The sequence below is a fragment of the Serratia plymuthica genome, from assembly GCF_018336935.1.
GTDB classification, from domain to species: Bacteria; Pseudomonadota; Gammaproteobacteria; order Enterobacterales; family Enterobacteriaceae; genus Serratia; species Serratia plymuthica_B.
Genome location: NZ_CP068771.1, coordinates 2,843,448 through 2,863,807 on the forward strand (window position 1 = coordinate 2,843,448; position 20,360 = coordinate 2,863,807).

16 protein-coding genes are annotated in these 20,360 nt (G+C 55.7%); 3 read left to right on the forward strand and 13 right to left on the reverse strand.

Annotated elements, in window-relative coordinates; all coding sequences use genetic code 11:
* Positions 1-67: 67 nt before the first annotated feature.
* The 12 genes from JK621_RS13230 to JK621_RS13285 form a co-directional block, all read right to left on the reverse strand.
* Positions 68-1,159: a fatty acid desaturase family protein gene (locus tag JK621_RS13230; protein WP_212556387.1), complete on the reverse strand. Its 1,092-nt coding sequence runs from the start codon at positions 1,157-1,159 to the stop codon at positions 68-70.
* Entirely contained in the window at positions 1,156-2,238 is a 1,083-nt protein-coding gene (locus tag JK621_RS13235; RefSeq protein WP_212556388.1) for a fatty acid desaturase family protein, read from the reverse strand. The genes JK621_RS13230 and JK621_RS13235 overlap by 4 nt, the downstream gene beginning before the upstream one ends.
* Complete coding sequence (locus tag JK621_RS13240; protein WP_212556389.1) at positions 2,231-3,364, reverse strand: sterol desaturase family protein; 1,134 nt, start codon at positions 3,362-3,364, stop codon at positions 2,231-2,233. The genes JK621_RS13235 and JK621_RS13240 overlap by 8 nt, the downstream gene beginning before the upstream one ends.
* On the reverse strand, positions 3,361-3,978 hold the full coding sequence (locus JK621_RS13245; RefSeq protein ID WP_212556390.1) for a phosphatase PAP2 family protein: 618 nt from the start codon (positions 3,976-3,978) through the stop codon (positions 3,361-3,363). Before JK621_RS13245 ends, JK621_RS13240 begins: the two co-directional genes overlap by 4 nt.
* Entirely contained in the window at positions 3,975-5,261 is a 1,287-nt protein-coding gene (locus JK621_RS13250) for a F390 synthetase-related protein (RefSeq protein WP_212556391.1), read from the reverse strand. Before JK621_RS13250 ends, JK621_RS13245 begins: the two co-directional genes overlap by 4 nt.
* Complete coding sequence (locus JK621_RS13255) at positions 5,258-6,064, reverse strand: MBL fold metallo-hydrolase (protein ID WP_212556392.1); 807 nt, start codon at positions 6,062-6,064, stop codon at positions 5,258-5,260. The genes JK621_RS13250 and JK621_RS13255 overlap by 4 nt, the downstream gene beginning before the upstream one ends.
* Entirely contained in the window at positions 6,057-7,073 is a 1,017-nt protein-coding gene (locus tag JK621_RS13260; RefSeq protein ID WP_212556393.1) for an NAD-dependent epimerase/dehydratase family protein, read from the reverse strand. Before JK621_RS13260 ends, JK621_RS13255 begins: the two co-directional genes overlap by 8 nt.
* Entirely contained in the window at positions 7,070-8,077 is a 1,008-nt protein-coding gene (locus JK621_RS13265) for a 3-oxoacyl-[acyl-carrier-protein] synthase III C-terminal domain-containing protein (protein WP_212556394.1), read from the reverse strand. Before JK621_RS13265 ends, JK621_RS13260 begins: the two co-directional genes overlap by 4 nt.
* A 284-nt stretch (positions 8,078-8,361) precedes the next feature.
* Positions 8,362-9,039 (reverse strand): respiratory nitrate reductase subunit gamma, encoded by a 678-nt coding sequence (gene narI / locus JK621_RS13270; RefSeq protein WP_212556395.1) that lies wholly within the window; start codon positions 9,037-9,039, stop codon positions 8,362-8,364.
* Positions 9,040-9,041: 2 nt separating this feature from the next.
* Positions 9,042-9,764, reverse strand: coding sequence for a nitrate reductase molybdenum cofactor assembly chaperone (gene narJ, locus JK621_RS13275; RefSeq protein WP_212556396.1), 723 nt, complete (start codon positions 9,762-9,764; stop codon positions 9,042-9,044).
* Positions 9,761-11,305, reverse strand: coding sequence for a nitrate reductase subunit beta (narH, locus tag JK621_RS13280; RefSeq protein WP_212556397.1), 1,545 nt, complete (start codon positions 11,303-11,305; stop codon positions 9,761-9,763). The genes narJ and narH overlap by 4 nt, the downstream gene beginning before the upstream one ends.
* On the reverse strand, positions 11,302-15,063 hold the full coding sequence (locus JK621_RS13285) for a nitrate reductase subunit alpha (RefSeq protein ID WP_212556398.1): 3,762 nt from the start codon (positions 15,061-15,063) through the stop codon (positions 11,302-11,304). Before JK621_RS13285 ends, narH begins: the two co-directional genes overlap by 4 nt.
* 610 nt (positions 15,064-15,673) lie before the next feature.
* Here JK621_RS13285 and JK621_RS13290 point away from each other — a divergent pair.
* The 3 genes from JK621_RS13290 to JK621_RS13300 are packed head-to-tail and all read left to right on the forward strand — an operon-like array spanning position 15,674 to position 18,758.
* Positions 15,674-16,618 (forward strand): PLP-dependent cysteine synthase family protein, encoded by a 945-nt coding sequence (locus JK621_RS13290; RefSeq protein WP_212556399.1) that lies wholly within the window; start codon positions 15,674-15,676, stop codon positions 16,616-16,618.
* Positions 16,619-16,622: 4 nt separating this feature from the next.
* Complete coding sequence (gene lysA, locus JK621_RS13295; RefSeq protein ID WP_212556400.1) at positions 16,623-17,819, forward strand: diaminopimelate decarboxylase; 1,197 nt, start codon at positions 16,623-16,625, stop codon at positions 17,817-17,819.
* A gap of 3 nt (positions 17,820-17,822) precedes the next feature.
* The gene (locus JK621_RS13300; RefSeq protein WP_212556401.1) at positions 17,823-18,758 is read left to right on the forward strand and encodes a lysine exporter LysO family protein; all 936 of its coding nucleotides are present in this window, start codon (positions 17,823-17,825) and stop codon (positions 18,756-18,758) included.
* Positions 18,759-19,070: 312 nt separating this feature from the next.
* Here the strand turns inward: JK621_RS13300 and JK621_RS13305 are convergent, their stop codons facing one another.
* Positions 19,071-20,324, reverse strand: coding sequence for an EpsG family protein (locus tag JK621_RS13305; protein WP_212556402.1), 1,254 nt, complete (start codon positions 20,322-20,324; stop codon positions 19,071-19,073).
* Positions 20,325-20,360: the final 36 nt, after the last annotated feature.

Consider the following 20,360-nt stretch of genomic DNA (forward strand, 5'->3'; position numbering starts at 1 on the left):
GAAAAATGACCACCGACGATGGGTGGTCATTTTAACGATAGCAGGTTGCGACGTCATACTCCCTCCATCACGACGCCGGCGGCTTTCGCCCCATCTCGCTGAGAAAATGCTGCTGTAACCGCAGCAACTCCCCCAGTTCAAGCACCCGATAGTCGATACCATAGCGCGGCGCCACCTCGGCAATGATGCGGCTCAACGCGGGATAATGCCGGTGGCTCCAGTGCGGAAACAGGTGATGCGTCAGATGCAGATTCGCCCCGCCCAGCCAATACCCCAGCCAGCGCGGCCGGGTGCGCCAGTCAAAGGTGGTGGCGAACACGTGACGATATCTGCCGTGCGGCAACGCCCCCTGCTCCGGTGCCTGATAAAATTTCGCCTTGGCCCAGTGGGTGCCGATAATCAGCATCACGAACAGCAGCGAAGAGAGCATCTGGCTCAGCAGATAAACCAGCAGGATCTCGCCGATGCCGATCTCCGGTGGCAGCAGATAACCCGGGATCGCCAGCGCCAGAAGAAAATGCGCCGCTTTGCCCGCCAGAAAAATGCCCCATCCGCGCGCCCCTTGCTGCGCCATCCGTGCCGCCACCCGGGTTCTTCCCGCCCGATCCAGCCAGTCGAACAGCCAGATGTAATACGGGAAGGTCATGGCCGCCACCAACGGCCAGTAATATCGCTGTGCGCGCATAAAGGGTTTCCAACGCTGGAACGGCGTCTGGCGCAGCACGCCGTTGGCGTCGATATCGGGATCGTAGTGTTCGATATTGTTATGCGCATGATGAAAAATAACGTGCCGCACCCGCCAGCAATCAGAGTCCAGCCCGAGCGGGATGCTGACCAGGCCGTTCAGCCAGCGATTGGCCCAGGACCGTTTGAAAAACGCGTTGTGCGAAGCATCGTGCACCACGTTTACCGTCAGAAACATGCCGATAAAGATAAAGCCGAAATAGCAGGCGAAATAGGCCCAGACGTTCCGCTGCTGCAGGCTAACCACATAACAGAACGCACACAGCGCCAGCAGCGCCGCCACCTTCGCCAACATGCCGACATCGGCGAAACGGTGGTCGCGATTGCCGGCCAGATAGTCATGGGCCGCCTGCATCAATGCACGATGCAGCCCGGCATCATCGCGCCGAAAAGCCAGCGGACGCAGCGGCTTCATGGCTGCCCCATGCGACGTAAAAACTGCTGCTGTTGCGCCAGCAGTTCGCGATAACCGATACAGCGGTATTCCATGCCGTGCTGTGCGGCCAACTGCGCCACAATGTTGGCCAGCGCCGGATAATGGCGATGATTCCAGCCGGGGAACAGATGGTGGGTCAGGTGATAATTCAGCCCACCGGTCAAATGCCGCAGCCAGCGCGGGGACGTCAGCCAGTCACAGGCGGTGGCGAAATTGTGACGATACCAACCGTGCGGCATGCTCGGCCCCTCAGGTACTGGGTAAAACTCGGCCTGCGCCCAGTGGGTGCCCAGCAACAAGAACACCACCCACAGCGAGGCGCACATCTGGCTGAGCGCGTAGGTCAGCAAGACCCACGGCCAGCCAATGCCATGGTATTGGCACACCACCAGCGGCACGGCCAGCACCAGCAACAGATGTCCAATCTTGCACAGGATAAACACCGCCCAACCGCCACGCCCCGGCAACACGTTCTTTTCGTGCAGCGGGGTTTTGCCCAGGCGATCCGACCAGTCAAAAATCCAGGCGATATAGGGCAAGGAGAGCGCGGCGATCAGCGGCCAGTAAAGATGCTGATAACGCATATGCTTGCGCCAGCGCTGGAACGGCGTCTGGCGGAAGAAACCGTTCTCCTCGGTGTCCAGATCGTAATGTTCAACGTTGGCGTAAACGTGGTGATACTCGACATGGCGTACCCGCCAATAATCCGGATCCACCCCGAGCGGCAGCGTCACCAGCCGCCCCACCAGACGGTTCGCCCAGGGGGCGCGCAGAAAGGCATTGTGCGAGGCATCGTGATTCACATTCACGTTAAGCAGCATCCCCATCATCACAAACAGGAAATAGCAGCCGAAAAACGCCCACGTCTGCTGTTGCATCAGCGCCAAGGCATAAAAACCGCCGCACAACGCCAGCAGCAGTGCCGCCAACGCCAGCCGCCCAGCGTCGGCGTAGCGATGATCATCCGCCAGATAAGCATGCGCCGCACGCTTAAGCGCGCGATGAAACGCCTGTTCCCCGGCTGCGGGGAAACTCAGCGGCGAAAGCCTGTCAGCCATCGGGTTCTTCCTCCGGTGCAAGCGCCGCTTTCCGCCCCCAGCCTATGGCCACGCACAGGGCATGCAGCGCGGTAGCCACCATGGTGATGTGCCAATAGCGTTGCGGCCAGCCAAGATACCCCATAAACAGCAACACAATTCCCAGCGTCACCAGCAGCCAGGCGACAATCGCCCAGTTGTGCCCTTCCGACATGCCGCCCAACGCGACCGATCCCAGCGCCAGCAACGCCAGCAGCGCCATTTGCGGCCAGTGAATGTCGGCGTAGCCGTAGCCATACTGGTAGACATAGCCAATCACCAGGGTAAATAACAGCATCGCGCCGCTGAACAGGCTGAATGCCGAACAGCGGAAGCGAACGTTCGCCGCTGCCGGGCGCCACGCAAGCCGGAAATACCGCAGTAACGGCAGGTTACTGGCCCAAAACGGGTTGGCGGACGCTTTATCCCCACCGACGCCATAGACAAACGGCGTTTCAGGCAGGCTCGGGCAAAAAGTGCCGAACAGCTTGTCCCAGAAAATGAAACTGCCGCCGAAGTTCTTGTTCGAATAGGCCAGGTCTTTGACATGATGTACCCGGTGGTGGGCCGGAGTGACCAGAATTTTCTCCAGCACGCCAAGCCGGGGCGTCAGGGCATTATGGTTAAACAGCTGGATGCTGTAATGCAGGATCGAGACCGTGACAAACACCGTCAGCGGCACGCCCACCAGCGCCAGCAGTAAAAAGAACGGTATCGAGGTCAGCGACGAATACCAGGAGTTACGGACCCCCAGCGACAGATTGAAATGCTCGCCCTGATGGTGCACCACGTGTACCGCCCACAGCACCCGCAGATAATGGTGCAAGCGGTGCAGCCAGTAAAAACCGAAATCCCATGCCAGCAGCGCAAACAACCACATCAACGGCGGCGGCCAGGCATCCAGCAGGCCCAGGCTGAAATGCGCGGCCACATAGCCGTAGCAGGTGATCTCCAGCCCGCGAAACAGCCACAGCATGATATGACCGGAATTCAAATTGAACACCACGTCATGCCAGTTGACCCGCTGCCGTTGCACCCACTGCAATACTCCGGCTTCGCCGACGACGACAAACAGCATGAACACTATCGGCATGGCTAAATCGCTCATCCTGCCTCTCCTTTTACCCTGTCTCGCCGGGCGCCTTTAATGCGCAGGGCCAACCAGCCGGCCAGCCAAGCCAGTAGCGCCCCGCTCGCCAGATCGACAAACAAATGGCGGCGCAGTTGCAAAATTGAAACGGCGATCGCCACCGCCCAAACCGCCAAAAGCGCCGTCCTCACCTTACGCTGCCGGTCGCTGAGCGCCCAAACCGCCAGCAGCGTCAGCGCCATATGCAGCGAGGGCAGGCAATTTTGCGCTGAATCTACCCCAATCAGCGCCGCCAGCGCCTCGGAGCTTAAACCGGTGCCGCTATCCACCGGATATGCCATCGTGGTCGGCCACAACAGGTATATGGCGCCGGCCCCCAGAGCGGTCAGTTGCATGGCCGTTGCCAGCCATTTGACCCGATGAACCGGTGCCAGCAAATACCCCAGCGGAATGAGGATAAAGAAAGACAGATACAACCAAACGGCAGCCGGGCTGAAGGGGATCCAGCGGTCAATCGCCGAAGGCGATAACCGTTGCCCTACCCCTTGCCACAGATCGGCGCTGGAATAAATCACCCCAACAAATCCCCAGCCCAACAACATTTGCCTTAACCGAAACAGGATTATTTTCATGCCATCCCCGCCAAACGGATGATCCGCCGTCTTTTTCTGTCAAATTCCGGCATCACCGCCTGTACCGTTAATTGCCACTCCAGCAGGTCGGTAGCGACGCCCTGTTGGCCGAGCACCTCGACCAGGTGCGCCTGACAATGCGCCAACTCAGCCTGGGTACAATCGGCAATCAATTGCAAACGCCGTTGCGCGTGTTGAATCAGCCGATAGTCGCTGGTTACCGGCAGCGCATTGGCGATCGCCCGGCTGCACAAGTCGGCAAAGACTACCCTGGGTTGCCGCTGCCTATCCGGCAGAAGCAGTTGATCGTCCCTGCGCCCTTCGATACGGGCAAGCGCCATCGTCGGCTGCCCGCACGGGCAGGGTTCGGGCCGCCTGACCAGCACGTCATCCAGCCGATAACGCACTATCGGCTGGGTGCTGCGGGTAAAGTCGGTGATCAACGGCGTAAAACGGTGCTCATCGATCCACTGCGGTTCAATATGCAAAAACTCTTCGTTCAGATGCAGCGTGCCGTGCGCGCAGGTGGCGGCCAGGAAACCCTCGGTGGCCTGATACACTTCGCCCACCGCCGGAAAAACCTGCGCCAGCAAGCGGCGATCCTGTTCCTCCAACACTTCCGCCACCGAAATCACTTTTTTCACGTTGAGGACGAGCTGTTTTTTCAGCACCGCCAACGCCAACGCGCGCAGTACCTGAGCCGGCGCCACAATCAGGGTGGGTGCCTGCTGTTCCAGGCGCGGCAACTGCGCGGAAAACGGGGCAAACAGATCGTAGAACGCCAGGCTCAACCAGCGATTATTGACACTCTGATAAAGGTTATTGTCCGCCCGCAGAAACAGCGCGACGCGTTCGCCGGCAAACAGCCCGTCCGGCAGCATCTTCGCCAGCATGCCGCCGGCCCAGACTTGCTGCTCGCGCGGGCCGACGACAAACAGGCCGCGCTGCCCAGAGGTGCCGGAAGACAACCCAACGCTGTATTGACCGATTTTTGGCGTAAAATCCCGCTCCGCCTCGCTGCGCTGCGCACAGGCAAACAACGCGTCACGCTGCAATCCGGCGGTATTCATTTGGTCGAACTGCGCCATCATCAGCGCCTTGTCCATCAGCGGCCAGGCGGCGATCGGTTGCCGGCTGAAGCGCCTGAAGTAAGGGCTTCTCGCCAGTACCCGGCGCGCGAAGACGTCAAGCCGTTTAGCCTGGTGCGCCTCCAGTGCCGCGCGATCGGCAAAGATTAAGCGCCGGGCGCGAAAATAGTGCCACAGCGTCATTAGCGGGATCATAGATCCCCCTCGTGGCACAGAAGAATGTTCACGTTGCCGCCCGCCCACAGTTGGTTCAGCCGTTCCAGCGTGCGGTAATAGCCCTTGGGATCGTCCATCACCAGATTGGCCAGCACTGACGGCCCTCGCAATTGCTGATAGCTCAATGGCGACCAGGCGGCATCGCTGGCCAACAGCGTCCAGCCGCTCTCGGTGAGAATAAACGCGCCGATATGACCCGCCGCATGGCCGGGTAAGGGCACCAGCAGGATCTGCCCTTCGCTGCCTGGCAGCACATATCCCCGCTCAAAAGGTGCCAGCAGCGCAGGCAAACTCACCTGCGCAAAGCCCTCGATAAACTGCAGGCCACTCTCGAAATCGTCAGGGATCAAACCGGGGATAAACGCGCGTTTTAACGCAGCGAAGCCACGCAACGTGCGGGTTTGCTGCCAACCCTCGCCGGAACAGATAAAATCGAGATGAGCGAAGTCGCGCAACCCGGCAATGTGGTCGGCGTGAAAATGCGAAATAATCAGCCCCTGAATATCGTCGGCGGCATAACCCGCGGCGCCCAGCTGCTGCGCCAGCGATTCGGCGGGATCGAAATAGACCGGCGTCATCTGCCGGTAGATGCGGAAAATACCCGACTGCGTCTGCTGCTGGAAATAGCGCGCATAGCCGGTATCCCACAGCCAGCGGCGGTTCCCCACCTCAAGCAGGTAGGCGCGCGCCGGGAATTTACACACCCGGAACCCCGCTCCGCGCAGCGCCATGCAGCCAATGTGGGTGCAGTAGCCCACGTCAAAGACCGTGACCTTAGCCATTGTTCGCCCCCCGCGAGTTTTTAAGCCACTCGCCGGTCAGGCGGATCCCCTCGGCCATCGAATAGCGCGGCCGATAGCCCAGCTCCTCGACGGCGCGGGTTTGGCTCAGCGTCATATCGAAATGCACCGCCGCCACGCTGTAGCGCGTCAGCAGCGGTTCTTTGCCGGTAAAGCGAGCCAACAGTTCAAGCCCGCCGGCCAACGCGTAGAGCAACGGGTACGGCACCGCTTGCAATCGGTAATTCAGCCCCAACTGCTGGTGCAACAAGGCATGCAGCATGTCAGCCAGCCGCTGCGGCTGGTGATTGGTGATGTTGTAGACCGCGCCGGATGCCAACCGGGGCCGGCAACTGGCCAGGTCCATCGCATGCACCACGTTCAACACAAACGTCAGATCCAGCATCGCCCGCCCGCCGCCGGGCAAGCGCAATACGCCGCCATCGCGTTCGAGCTGTCGCAACAATCTCGGCACTATCACCCGGTCATGCGGCCCAAACAGGCCCCTGGGGCGCAGAATAACGTAGGTGGTTTGCGGGTAGCGCGGCACTAGCGCCTGCAACCGTTGCTCGGCGGCATACTTGCTGCCTGCGTAATGGTTGGCGAAGCGTCGGGCGCGGTAACCCTCATCAACATCCTGATGCGGGCGAAAATCGAAGTAAATCGCCGGGGTGGAGATATGAATAAAACGCCGAATGCCGCACTGACCGGCCGCCTCCGCCAGCTTTTCCGTCGCGGTAGCATTGGCCTGATAGAACGCGTTTTTATCGCCCCAGGGTGAAGATTTTGCCGCGCAGTGCCAGACCCAATCGCAGTCGGCCATCAGTTGTCGGCACTGCTCCACCGTAGCCTGCGCCAAATCCAGCGGGGCAAATTCGGCGCCCATCTGACGCAAACCCTGCCCGGCCTGGCTGTCGCGCCCGGTGGCGCGCACCTGATGGCCAGCATCCAGCAACCACTGCGCCGCATTGCGCCCCAGGCCGCTGGTGGCCCCAGTCACCAGCACCTTCATGGCAGCAGCACCATGCCGGCCAGCGACAGTCCGGCGGCGGTACCGATCAGCATCACAGGTTTGCCGGGGTTAAAGCGGCCTTGAGTGACCGCCGCGTGCAGCGCAGTAGGAATGGATGCCGCGACCTGATTGCCGTGGTGGGGATAAATATCCACCAGCACCTCGTTGGAAACGTGCAGACGCTTGCGCATGTGTTCGAGCGAAAGATGGCTCGCCTGATGCGGCACCACGGTGGCGATTTGCGCCAGTGTCAGCCCACTGGCCGCCAACAGGCGGGCAAGATAGCCTTCGATCAATGCCGAAGCCTGCCTGAACAGCTGCTTGCCCTGCATATGGAACAGGAAATCGCTGGCGGTCATACCGGCACGCGGGTTGCGGCGGGTACCGCCCGCACGGATCTCGCACAGCTCGCTGCCCTCCGGATAGGTTTCCACCCGGCTCGCCAGAATGCCGCTGGTGCCGTCACCGCGTTCGACAATGGCGCAGGCCGCGCCGTCGCCAAAGATCAGCGAGGACTCCTCGTGATCCCAGTCGATGCCGCGCGAAGCCAGATCCGCCGACACTATGGCAATGCGCCGGTAGGTGCCGGCATTCAGCAGTCCGGCGGCCACCTGCAGGGCGGAGATAAAGCTCACGCAACTGCTGTTGATGTCAAAACCTGGGGTGCCCGGCGCCAGTCCGGCCACCTTGAGAATGTGCGCCGCGGAGCATGGTAGCGCCTGGACAGAAATCGCCGAGGCGGAAATCAGCAGATCAATCGAGTGCGCGTGAAGCGAGTGACGAGCCAAGGCCTCATGCAATGCGGCAGCGGCCAGCTCGGCCTGACTGGCGTCGTCGGCGGCATGAAAACGGTGAACAATCCCCGAGCGCTTTTCAACATAGCCGGCCGGTTTGCCCAGCAGGGTATCCAGCGTGGAGGACGCGATACAGTTTGGCGGTAAAGCCACGCCGGTGGCGATGACTTTGAGAGGTAACAAAGCGGGTGAACCAGAATGTATTGTCATTATTATTAATAAGTAACCTGAATATCCATAAAGCGATTTCCCGGCGCGGTCGGCATGGCGACGGCGGCAGGTCATCCCCGGTTTTTAATTTCCCAAATGCCCCTTGAACTTGGGCTATCGATTGTCGTTATGCGGTGCAAGCAACCGGTATCCACCGGCGTAGCCATGGTAACCATACTGAGATATTGACGTCAGGGCAATAAAGCAAAAATGCACCGATTAAGGTGCATTTTTGTTGATGACAAGAAGGAGATCTTGCCGTGTCGATCCGGGCGTTGCAATGCTTAACGGCGGTTGCGCACCAGTTGGTAACGGCGAGTCAGGTATTCCACCGGCACGCTCCAGATATGCACCAGGCGGCAGAACGGGAACAGCACGAACAACGTCATGCCCAGCACCATATGCAGTTTGAAGATCGGCGCAACGCCCGCCAGGTAGTGCGACGCTCCGGCATGGAAAGTCACCACCGCCTGCGCCCAGGCCACCAGTTTCATCATCTCGCTGCCGTCCATATGCTGGGCGGAGAACGGAATGGTCAGCAGGCCAAGGCATACCTGCACCACCAGCAACGTCAGGATCATGATATCGGCAACGCTGCTGGTAGCGCGCACCCGTGGATTGGTCAGACGGCGTTTCAGCAGCAACGCGCCGCCGATCAGCGTCATCACGCCGCAGGCACCACCGGCGATCATCGCCAATTTCTGCTTCACATCGATAGGCAGGAAAGACTCATACATCCAGTGCGGCGTCAGCATTCCGAGAAAGTGCCCGGCGAAGATGCCCAGAATGCCGATGTGAAACAGGTTGGAGGCCAGACGCACGCCTTTTTTATCCAGCATCTGACTGGAGCCGGCGCGCCAGCTGTATTGCCCGTAATCGTAGCGCAGCCAACTGCCGATCAGGAAAATCGCCCCCGCCAGATAGGGGTAAATATCGAAGAAGAACAGAGTCAAAAATTGCATGATTAGCGTCCTTTTGTTCCGGTTAGCGCATTCGTCAGGTCCAGATATTGCGGCGCTACCGCGCCGGCAAAACGCCGCCGGTGCGCCGTCTGCTGCGCTGAAGCACAGCCCTGCTCACCCAGAAACCTGACCTGTTCTTCTTCCCACACCGCGTCCAGCGCCTGCGGGGTGTCATCCCTGGCCTCCCCCGCCACCTGACTCTGCAGGCTAGCGCGATCGACGCCGGTGCCGGACAGCGCCAGCAACAGATCAAACAGCACCGCATACGGGCTTTCGCGCTGCTGCAACCGGGCGCCCAGCAGCGCCAGAATCGGGGCGATGTCCTGTAATCCCTCAACGGCCTGCGTCCGGCTGCGGCTGGCGAGATACTCCAGATACAACGGCAGGAAATCCGGCAGCTCGCGGCTGTCGATCTCCAGCCCTGCGGTGCGGTATTGCGTCATCAGATCGACCATCGCCTGACCGCGATCGCGCGATTCACCGTGCACGTGTTCAAACAGCAGCAGCGAGGTAGCGCGGCCCCGATCGAACAGCTCGCAGTATTCGGCCTGCACGTCCAGCAACGGGCGGGCGCAGAAGCGGCGAATAAACAAAATCAGCTGCGCGCTGCGGTGCAAATCCAGCTCGTTGGCCGGCTCCAGCGCCTCCATCAGCGCCTGCCGGTGGTCAAACAAGGCCTGCTCCGGGTAATCCAGCAGGCGAGCAATCACTTTCAGGCTAATCATGAGATATCCTTCTGACGGCCGGTTTTCTGCGTCACATCGATGGCGTCGATGCGGCGGCTGTTGAACAGGTTGAATTTACCCTCGCTGCCGTGGCAGCCGTCGCCAAAGCTGAAACCGCAACCTTTGCTTTCCGGGAAAGCTTCCCGCGCCAGTTCGCGGTGGCTGGACGGGATAACGAAACGGTCTTCGTAGTTGGCGATCGCCAGGTAGCGATACATCTCCTGCGCCTGCGCTTCGCTCAGCCCCACCTGTTCCAGCGCGCGGGTGTCCACCACGCCATCGACGGTTTCCGCGCGTTTGTAGTGGCGCATCGCCAGCATGCGTTTCAGCGCCAGCAGTACCGGCGCGGTATCGCCGGCGGTCAGCAGGTTCGCCAGATATTGCACCGGGATACGCAGGCTTTCCACGTCCGGCAGCACGCCGCTGTGCGCCAGCTCGCCGGCATCGGCGGCGGACTGGATCGGCGACAACGGCGGCACGTACCACACCATCGGCAGCGTGCGGTATTCCGGGTGCAGCGGCAGCGCCAGCTTCCAGTCCATCGCCATTTTGTATACCGGCGACTGTTGGGCGGCCTCGAGCACTCCCTGCGGAACGCCATCCTTCAGCGCCTGAGCAATCACCGCCGGGTCATGCGGATCGAGGAAAATGTCCAGTTGGCTCTGGTAAAGATCTTGCTCATTTTCGGCTGCGGCAGCCTGTTCAATGCGATCGGCGTCATACAGCAGCACGCCCAGATAGCGGATACGGCCGACGCAGGTTTCCGAACAGACCGTCGGCTGGCCGGACTCGATGCGCGGATAACAGAAGATGCATTTCTCGGACTTGCCGCTCTTCCAGTTGAAATAGATTTTCTTGTACGGGCAACCGGTCAGGCACATGCGCCAGCCACGGCATTTATCCTGATCGATCAGCACAATGCCGTCTTCGCCGCGTTTGTAGATCGCCCCGCTCGGGCAAGTGGCGACGCAGGCCGGGTTGAGGCAGTGCTCGCACAGGCGCGGCAGGTACATCATGAAGGTGTTTTCGAACTGGCCGTACATCGCCTTCTGCATGTTGTCGAAGTTTTTGTCCTGCGAGCGTTTTTCGAATTCGCCGCCGAGGATCTCCTCCCAGTTCGGGCCGTTTTCGATCTTCTTCATGCGCTGGCCGGTGATCAGCGAGCGCGGCCGGGCGATCGGCTGATGCTTGCCCTGCGGCGCGGTATGCAGATTCTGGTAGTCGTAGTCGAACGGCTCGTAATAGTCGTCCAGCGCCGGCACGTCCGGGTTGGCGAAAATCTTCGACAGCAGCCCGACGCGGCTGCCCATGCGCGGTTCCAGTTTGCCGTTGATTTTACGGATCCAGCCGCCCCGCCATTTCTCCTGATCTTCCCAGGCGTGCGGATAACCGACGCCCGGTTTGCTTTCCACGTTGTTGAACCAGGCGTATTCCATGCCCTCACGGCTGGTCCAGACGTTTTTGCAGGTCACCGAACAGGTGTGGCAACCGATGCATTTGTCCAGGTTCAGCACCATGCCGACTTGCGAACGAATTTTCATTTTGCTTTCTCCTGCCGGCTGCCCTGCGAGTCGTCGTTGCCTTCACCATCCAACCAGTCGATCCGGTTCATTTTGCGCACCACCACGAATTCGTCGCGGTTGGAACCGACGGTGCCGTAATAGTTGAAGCCGTAGGCCAACTGCGCATAACCGCCGATCATGTGGGTCGGTTTCGGGCAAACGCGGGTCACCGAATTGTGGATGCCGCCGCGCTGGCGGGTGATTTCCGAACCGGGAATATTCACGATGCGTTCCTGCGCGTGGTACATCATGGTCATGCCCGCCGGAATGCGCTGGCTGACCACCGCCCGCGCGGTCAGCGCGCCGTTGGCGTTAAAGGCCTCGATCCAGTCGTTGTCCTTGATGCCCAGATCCCGGGCGTCGTCTTCACTCATCCAGACAATCGGTCCGCCGCGCGACAGGGTCAGCATCAGCAGGTTGTCGCTGTAGGTGGAGTGAATGCCCCATTTCTGGTGCGGCGTCAGGAAATTCAGCGCCTTCTCTTTGTTGCCGTTCGGCTTCCGGTTCAGCAGCGGCTGCGCGGCGCGGGTGTCGATCGGCGGGCGATACACCAGCAGGCTTTCGCCAAAGGCGCGCATCCATTCGTGATCCTGATACAACTGCTGGCGACCGCTGAGGGTGCGCCAAGGGATCAGCTCATGCACGTTGGTGTAACAGGCGTTATACGACACATGCTCATCTTCCAAGCCTGACCAGGTCGGGCTGGAGATGATTTTGCGCGGCTGAGCCTGAATATCGCGGAAGCGGATCTTTTCATCCTCCTTGTTCAGCGCCAGATGGCGGTGATCGCGGCCGGTAATGTTACCCAGCGCGTCCCACGCCTTGACCGCTACCTGCCCGTTGGTTTCCGGCGCCAGCGACAAAATCACCTCGGCGGCGTCGATCGCGCTGTCAATCTTCGGCCGGCCCACCGCCGGGCCTTCGGTTTTCACGTAGTTGAGCTTTTTCAGGAAATCGACTTCGGTCTGGGTATTCCAGCTGATGCCCTTGCCGCCGTTGCCCAGCTTGTCCAGCAGCGGCCCCAGCGACGTGAAGCGCTCATAAGTCGCCGGGTAGTCGCGTTCCACCACCATGATGTGCGGCGCGGTTTTACCGGGGATCAGTTCGCATTCGCCCTTCTTCCAGTCTTTCACGCCATAAGGTTGCGCCAGCTCTGCCGGGGAATCGTGCTGGATAGGCAGCGTCACCACGTCGGTTTCCTGGCCCAGATGCCCAACGCACACCTCGGAGAAGGCTTTGGCGATGCCCTTGTAGATCTCCCAGTCACTCTTGGAATCCCAGGCCGGATCGACCGCCGCCGACAGAGGGTGAATAAACGGATGCATGTCCGAGGTATTCATGTCGTCTTTTTCGTACCAGGTGGCGGTCGGCAGCACGATGTCAGAGTAAAGGCAGGTGCTGGACATGCGGAAATCGAGCGTCACCACCAGATCCAGCTTGCCTTCACCGCCGTTATCCAGCCATTCCACTTCCTGCGGCTTGGCTGCGCCCTGTTGGCCCAGATCCTTGCCCTGAATGCCGTTTTCGGTACCCAGCAGATATTTGAGCATGTACTCATGGCCCTTGCCGGAGGAGCCCAACAGGTTGGAACGCCAGACGAACAGGTTGCGCGGGAAGTTCTGCGGATTGTCCGGTTGCTCGGCGGCGAAGCCAAGCCGCCCCGTCTTCAGCGCGTCGACGGTGAAATCTACCGGCGTCTGCCCGGCGGCTTTCGCCTGCGCCGCCAGATGCAGCGGGTTAGCGCTCAGCTGCGGCGCGGAAGGCAACCACCCCATGCGCTCGGCGCGCACGTTGAGATCGATCAGGCTGCCGCCAAAACGCGACTTGTCCGCCAGCGGCGACAACAGCTCTTCGGTTCCGACGGTTTCATACCGCCATTGACTGGAGTGGTTATAGAAGAACGAGGTGCTGTTCATGTGGCGCGGCGGGCGCTGCCAGTCGAGACCGAACGCCAGCGGCAGCCAGCCGGTTTGCGGCCGCAGTTTTTCCTGGCCGACGTAGTGCGCCCAGCCGCCGCCGCTCTGGCCGACGCAACCGCAGAAGATCAGCATGTTGATCAGGCCGCGGTAGGTCATGTCCATGTGATACCAGTGGTTGACGCCGGCGCCGACGATAATCATTGAGCGGCCATGGGTTTTCTCGGCGTTGTCGGCGAACTCGCGGGCAATGCGGATAATATTGTGGCGCGATACGCTGGTAATTTGCTCGGCCCAGGCCGGCGTGTAAGCTTTGACCTCGTCGTAGTTCGCGGCGCAGTTGGCGTCGTCCAGACCTCGTTCCAATCCGTAATTGGCCAGGGTCAGATCGTAGACGCTGGTGACCAACGCCTCGCTGCCGTCCGCCAGGCGCAGGCGTTTCACCGGCAGCTTGTGCAACAGGATCTCGTCCAGCGCCACGCTGTTGAAATGCTCGCTGTCGGCGCCGCCGAAGTACGGGAAGCCCACCTCGGTGACCTCGTCATGCATGCCCATCAGGCTAAGCTGCAACTCCACTTCCTGTTGCGACTTGCCTTCGCGCTGTTCCAGGTTCCATTTGCCCTGCTCGCCCCAGCGGAAACCGATGGAGCCTTGCGGCGCCACCAATTCACCGCTGCGGCTGTCGATAGCGACGGTTTTCCACTCCGGATTATTTTCCTGCCCCAGCCCATCCACCAGATCGGCGGCGCGCAGCAGGCGGCCGGCGGCGTAATGCCCCTCCGCGCGCGGCTCCAGTATCACCAGCATCGGCATATCGGTATAGCGGCGCACATAATCGCGGAAATAGCCGACCTCGCGATCCAGGTGGAATTCTTTCAACATTACGTGGCCCATCGCCAGCGCCATTGCGCTGTCGGTGCCTTGCTTCGGGTTCAGCCATTGGTCGCACAATTTGGCCACTTCGGCATAGTCCGGCGTCACCGCCACGGTTTTGGTGCCTTTGTAGCGCACTTCGGTGAAGAAATGGGCATCCGGGGTGCGCGTCTGCGGCACGTTAGAACCCCAGGCGATAATATAAGAGGAGTTGTACCAGTCGGCGGACTCCGGCACGTCGGTCTGCTCGCCCCAGGTCATCGGCGAAGCCGGCGGCAGATCGCAATACCAGTCGTAGAAACTCAGGCAGGTGCCGCCAATCAGCGACAGATAGCGGGCACCGGCGGCATAAGACACCATCGACATCGCCGGGATCGGCGAGAAACCGATGATGCGGTCCGGGCCGAAGGTTTTGGCGGTATAAACGTTGGCGGCGGCGATCAGTTCGTTCACCTCCTGCCAGCTGGATCGCACAAAGCCGCCGCGGCCACGGGCTACCTTATAACTTCTGGACTTTTCGGGGTCGGAGACGATAGCGCCCCAGGCATCGACCGGATCGCTGTGCAGCGCCTTCGCCTCACGCCACAGTGCGATCAGGCGTTTACGCATCAGCGGGTATTTCAGCCGGTTGGCGCTGTACAGATACCAGGAATAGCTGGCGCCGCGTGGACAGCCGCGCGGCTCATGGTTGGGCAGATCGGGGCGGGTGCGCGGATAATCGGTCTGCTGGGTTTCCCAGGTCACCAGACCGTTTTTGACGTAAATCTTCCAGCTGCATGAACCGGTGCAGTTCACTCCGTGGGTCGAGCGCACAATCTTGTCGTGCTGCCAGCGGCTGCGGTAGCCGTCTTCCCAGTCGCGGTTGGTGTTAAGCGTCTGGCCATGATCGCCAGAGAAGGGTTCCGCCAGTTGCTTAAAATAGCGGAAACGGTCTAGAAACTTGCTCATCCGGAGTTCTCCTGAAGGGCTTTAATATTTTATCGTTATAAAAAACAGAATTGCTCAATCTGCCGCCAGCCTACTGAGGCCAGAACGGTGGCAAATTGATTGCGATCAAGGGAATGGAGGGAGATAAACGGGGAGGCAAGCGTGGCTACCCCTAAAGTATAATCAGGAAGGGAAAGTCTAGTTTATTGAAAATAAAAGCAAAAAATGAGGGATTGCATTTGATGGGAGGAGTGACAAACCGGGCTGGGGTATTTGGGGGTAGGATGCGGGGCAACCCCCGCATCCGGCAGCATTAACCGAGAACCCATATCGGTATAGGAAAAGGAAAGTTTTCTGTATACATGAGTTAAAAACCATTAAGTTATCTTAAGTTAAATTAGAGAATCTAATAATAATTCCGATGTCATTAGAAAGTTTATAACACTACATTATTAGATTATATTGGCATAAATAATCAATTTTAATCATCTTCTTTATGACTACTACGAAAAAAATGAAATGCTGTAGTTTTTTCAACCACCAGAGTGGTGTTGCATCTTAATAAATAAATTGATCTTACACCTAAAATTAATTTACATATGCGTAACTTTACTACTATGAAGGGATGCATATGAGTATAAGAACTAAAGTTAAAGAAAACAGCTTGCTATCACTAATTGGTAACACGCCTGTTGTTAATATATTGCAAGACAAATACCCATTAGCTGATGTGAAGGTAAAACTTGAGTCCTATAATCCTGGTGGTTCGATAAAAGATCGCGTAGCACAAAAAATTATTGAAGATGCCGAAATTAATGGACTTATAAAACCAGGGTTTGAATTGGTTGAAGCTACATCAGGAAATACAGGACTTGGCTTGGCCTGGATTGGGCGATTTAAAGGTTATAGGGTGACTATAATTACTCATGACCGAGTCAGCAAAGAGAAAATATCTCTTTTAAAACACTATGGTGCAAATGTAATTATAATGCCATCGGATGCCCCTGCTGATTCAGACGACAACTATGTCAATGTAGCCAGGCGCTATGCCAACGAAAAAGAAAGATTCTTTTGCGACCAGTTTTTCAATCATTCAAACAGTCTCGCCCATTATCAAACTACCGCTCCAGAGCTTTGGGTTCAGGGAGGCCGAGATACTGATATAATTATCTGTGGCGTGGGATCAGGTGGTACGCTTATGGGAATAAGTCGGTATTTTCGTGAAAAAGGGAGTAAGGTTCGATTTGTAGTTGCTGATCCGCAAGGTTCAATCTATAAGTCATACTTCTCTGGTCAAGAGTATTTATCAGGTGAGTGGAAGATTGAGGGGATAGGTTCTAATTTCATTCCGGGCATACTTGATGCTGGATCCGCCGATGAAGTTTACTCGGTTAGTGATGATGAGGCATTTTTCACCTGCGAACTCGTTAGAAAAGACTATTCAATTGATGTCGGATTATCCAGCGGGGCAATAATATCTACAGCAATTAATATTTTAAAAAATGAGTCGAGCAAAAGAATCATGTGCATTGCGCCAGATTCTGGAGAGAGATACCTTTCAAAACTGCTTGGGTAAAAATATGGATATTGAAAATATTGTTTGCGGTCTTAATGATAAAGTTAGGACTCCGTTTTATCTTTATGACGAGAAAATCATATTAGAAAACATTAACCGACTTAAGGATGTTTTTTGTAAAAATAATTTCGGTGTTTTATATGCAATGAAGGCAAACTCAAACCCATATATTTTAAAATTGGTTAAAAATGCTGAAATGGGGGTTGATGCTTGTTCAGTAGAGGAAGTAAAAATAGCATTCATCTGTGGGTTCAGTCCGGAAAATATATATTATAACGCAGACTGTTTAAACAGTGACGAGATAGATTTTGCAGTGGAAAGAAACGTAAATTTAGTCATAGGCTCGCTGGATGCCCTTTATTATCTGATGAAAAGACACTCTGGCCATGAGTTGAGTTTACGGCTGAATTCAGGAGTTGGTGCAGGTCATTCAAGTAAGGTTATTACGAATGGTGAACTTTCTAAATTCGGAATTAATTTCGCAGATATACCTGAGGCAATCAGGTCATGTAAAAATGGAGGATTGAAAATAGTCGGCATCCACTCACATACAGGGTCTGGTGAAATGGGAATAGCTAGCTATGTTGAGAACGCTAACGTTATGCTTGACATTTCGCTACAATTTGACTCCCTTCGCTTTATAAATTTCGGTGGTGGATTCGGCTATGATTATAAAGATCATCAGGAATATGACATTGACTCTTTGAGTAAAAAAATTCGTCAACTAAGTAGCGTCCGAGGTGCCGAAAACAATATAAAACTCATCGTCGAACCTGGGAGGTATCTCGTTGCAAATACCGCTATTCTTGTCAGTAAGGTATGTTCTGTCAAAGAATCCTCATCTCGTAACTTCCTCGGCCTTGATACCGGACATAATCATTTCCCTCGGTGTTTCTATTATGATGCATGGCATGATATTGAGAATGTCAGCACGCTGAGTAATGAGATGGTTTCTTATGATATTACCGGTTACCTATGTCAATCTGGTGATATTTTCGCCCGACAGAGACTTCTTCCTAAAACTAAAGTAGGAGACTTGATTTGTATTAAGGATGTCGGTGCCTATGGGTACTCTATGAGTTCAAACTTCAACTCACGAGTCAGACCTGGAGAATACCTGGTCGATACAGAAGATAATTTTAGCATGATACGTCGGCCAGAGTGCTTTGAAGACATAATATCCACTTTTAACCTGGACTAATTGATGAACATTGCATTATATAATTTAGCCCCCATTCTTTTTGCTTTTATCTTGGGGTTTAACTTTAAACGAATTTATTCAAACATCAGTATGTATATTATTGAAAAAATTTCTAATTTTTGCCTTTATTCTCTTTTGATACTAATGGGGATTACCGTTGGCTTTATACCGGACATTGCAGAAAAACTTGGCAGTGTGGGAATCACTGCCATAAGTATCGCACTAGCGTCATCTCTATCAATTGCGATAGTTTTGAAAATATTCTATTTAATTGATAAAGATACTCATCGTAGCAACAAGGTACTGGATAATCAACAAGAAGTTGCTTTCAACATTATGGGGTATATTAAAGATCCAGTTTTACTTGGTGGACTTGTTATTCTGGGGTTTGCATTCGCATATTATAATATAGCTCCCAGAATCGACTATGACATAACCATCTCATCTTTGTTATACTTGCTTATATTTATAATTGCAGTAAAACTTTCATTTTCTGGTTTAAATATAAGAAAAATTTTCTTTAATAAGAAAAATTTAATCATGACTTTGTTGACGGTCCTTGCTTCGTACGCAGGCGCTGCCATTGCATCCTGCTTTCTCCCTTTGACCCTCAATCAAAGCCTGGCGGTAAGTTCTGGTTTTGGTTGGTATACGTTATCAGGAATACTATTTACTAAAATGGGTGATCCATTATTAGGGTCGGTAGGTTTTCTTTGTGACCTTTTCCGTGAGGCGATAGCGTTGTTACTGATACCTACATTATCAAGAGTTGGTAATGGGAATATTGCTATAGCTGTTGCTGGAGCTACGGCCATGGACGTAACCTTACCCATTATTGAGAAACACTGTGGGGTTTCTTATGTTCCCGTTGCATTACTTTCGGGTGGGATTATTACAGTTATTGTACCATTCCTAATTCCATTTTTTTATTCAATGTGAGTTGAATTCATGCTGAAAACAAAAAGATTATTTGATGATAACCCATATGAAACCATGTTTGAATCGGACAAGGGAAAAGAGCTCAATCGCATAAAGGTAAATTTAGTTTAGAGAAATTATTATTCAATGCCTACAGTATGCCCTCATATTCATCCTTGGTCGCTTCGTGGCGGCCGCTCAGGTCAACCTGCGTCATTCATGTGGGGGCATAGCCCGAGAAAGAATACCACCTAGAGGGGGAATTCTTTCTCGGGAAAAACGGGCTGGGGTATTTGGGGGTAGGATGCGGGGCAACCCCCGCATCCGGCAGCATTAACCGAGATCCATTTCGTGCCCTATCCACTCGCCGCTGTCGCGGTTAATAAAGCGCAGATACTGCTCGTACTCTTCTTCACCGTAGAACAGATTCAGCAACGGCGTTTTGTAGAACGACTGCCACATTTCCCCCAGCAGGATGGGGCGACGCGGGACATAAATATTCTCGATCAGGTTGTAGCCGGTGGCCATCAGCATGAAACACAGGAAGAAGTAGTTGAACCTACCGCGCAGGAAAGATCCCTGATGGGCCACGTAGTAAAACAACAGGAACACCGACGCCACGCTCGCATAGCGGCTCGCCGCCTGCAGCGAGCTGGAGCATAGGAAAACGAATATCACCAGCCACGCCGCCGCGTTTTTGATATCCCCGGCCTGGTTACTCATCGGGTTGCCCAGCATATATCCGCCGAGGAACAGCGCCGGAAACAGGATAATCAGGAAATTAATCATTCCGTTGGCGTTGCCGCTGGTCAGATAGTCGCCGGCATACATGCCCGAGGTATAGACGTCCGAATAACTGTTAATGCCGGAAATCGTAATATGCGACAGGATAAGCGGCAGCGCGAACTTGGCGGTCACCAGCGCAATGACGCTGAACAACACCGTCAGCGGGCGGTTCAGGCGCATCAGCCTGCTGCACAGGAAAACCCCGACCAGCAACATGCTGGAAAAGTGGGTCAGCATGGCAAACACCATCAAACCGAGGGCGAGCGTTTGATTTTTCTTATGGCACAACAGCGTCATGGCCAGGGTCATCACGGCCATGGAGAAACCAAAGCGCAGCCCCATGGCGATGATAAACGGGTTGATCAAAAACAGCACCGCCACGTGCAGCAAGACAAACTGCCGGGGGGAAAACGTCTTGCCGGAGTGCAGCATCACAATATTCAGCGCGCTGAGATAACAGTAGACCGACAACGCGGTGTAAAGCCCCGGAATGACGAAAAAGGGAATGCCCAGCGTTTTAAAAATGTAAAAGTTGGCATAAAGAACGATATCCACTTTCCCCTGGATCACGTCACCCAGCGTGGTGGCCGAGGTAATGGCCGCATAATTGGCAAAGTGGCGATAGAGATCCGCCAACGGCGGGATCTTGACGAAAAAGAAAAAAAAGCAAAGCGCTATCAGCAGATAGGCCATCGAGTTTTTCTTTCCCGTACGCAGCGTGGCAATACTCTGTATCAAAGCAAATACCGGCACCGTCAACAACAGCACGCTGCCGATCACCGTAGAACGTTCAAAGCGCATAATCTTCCTCTGGATGGGTTCGCCCTTCACCGCACG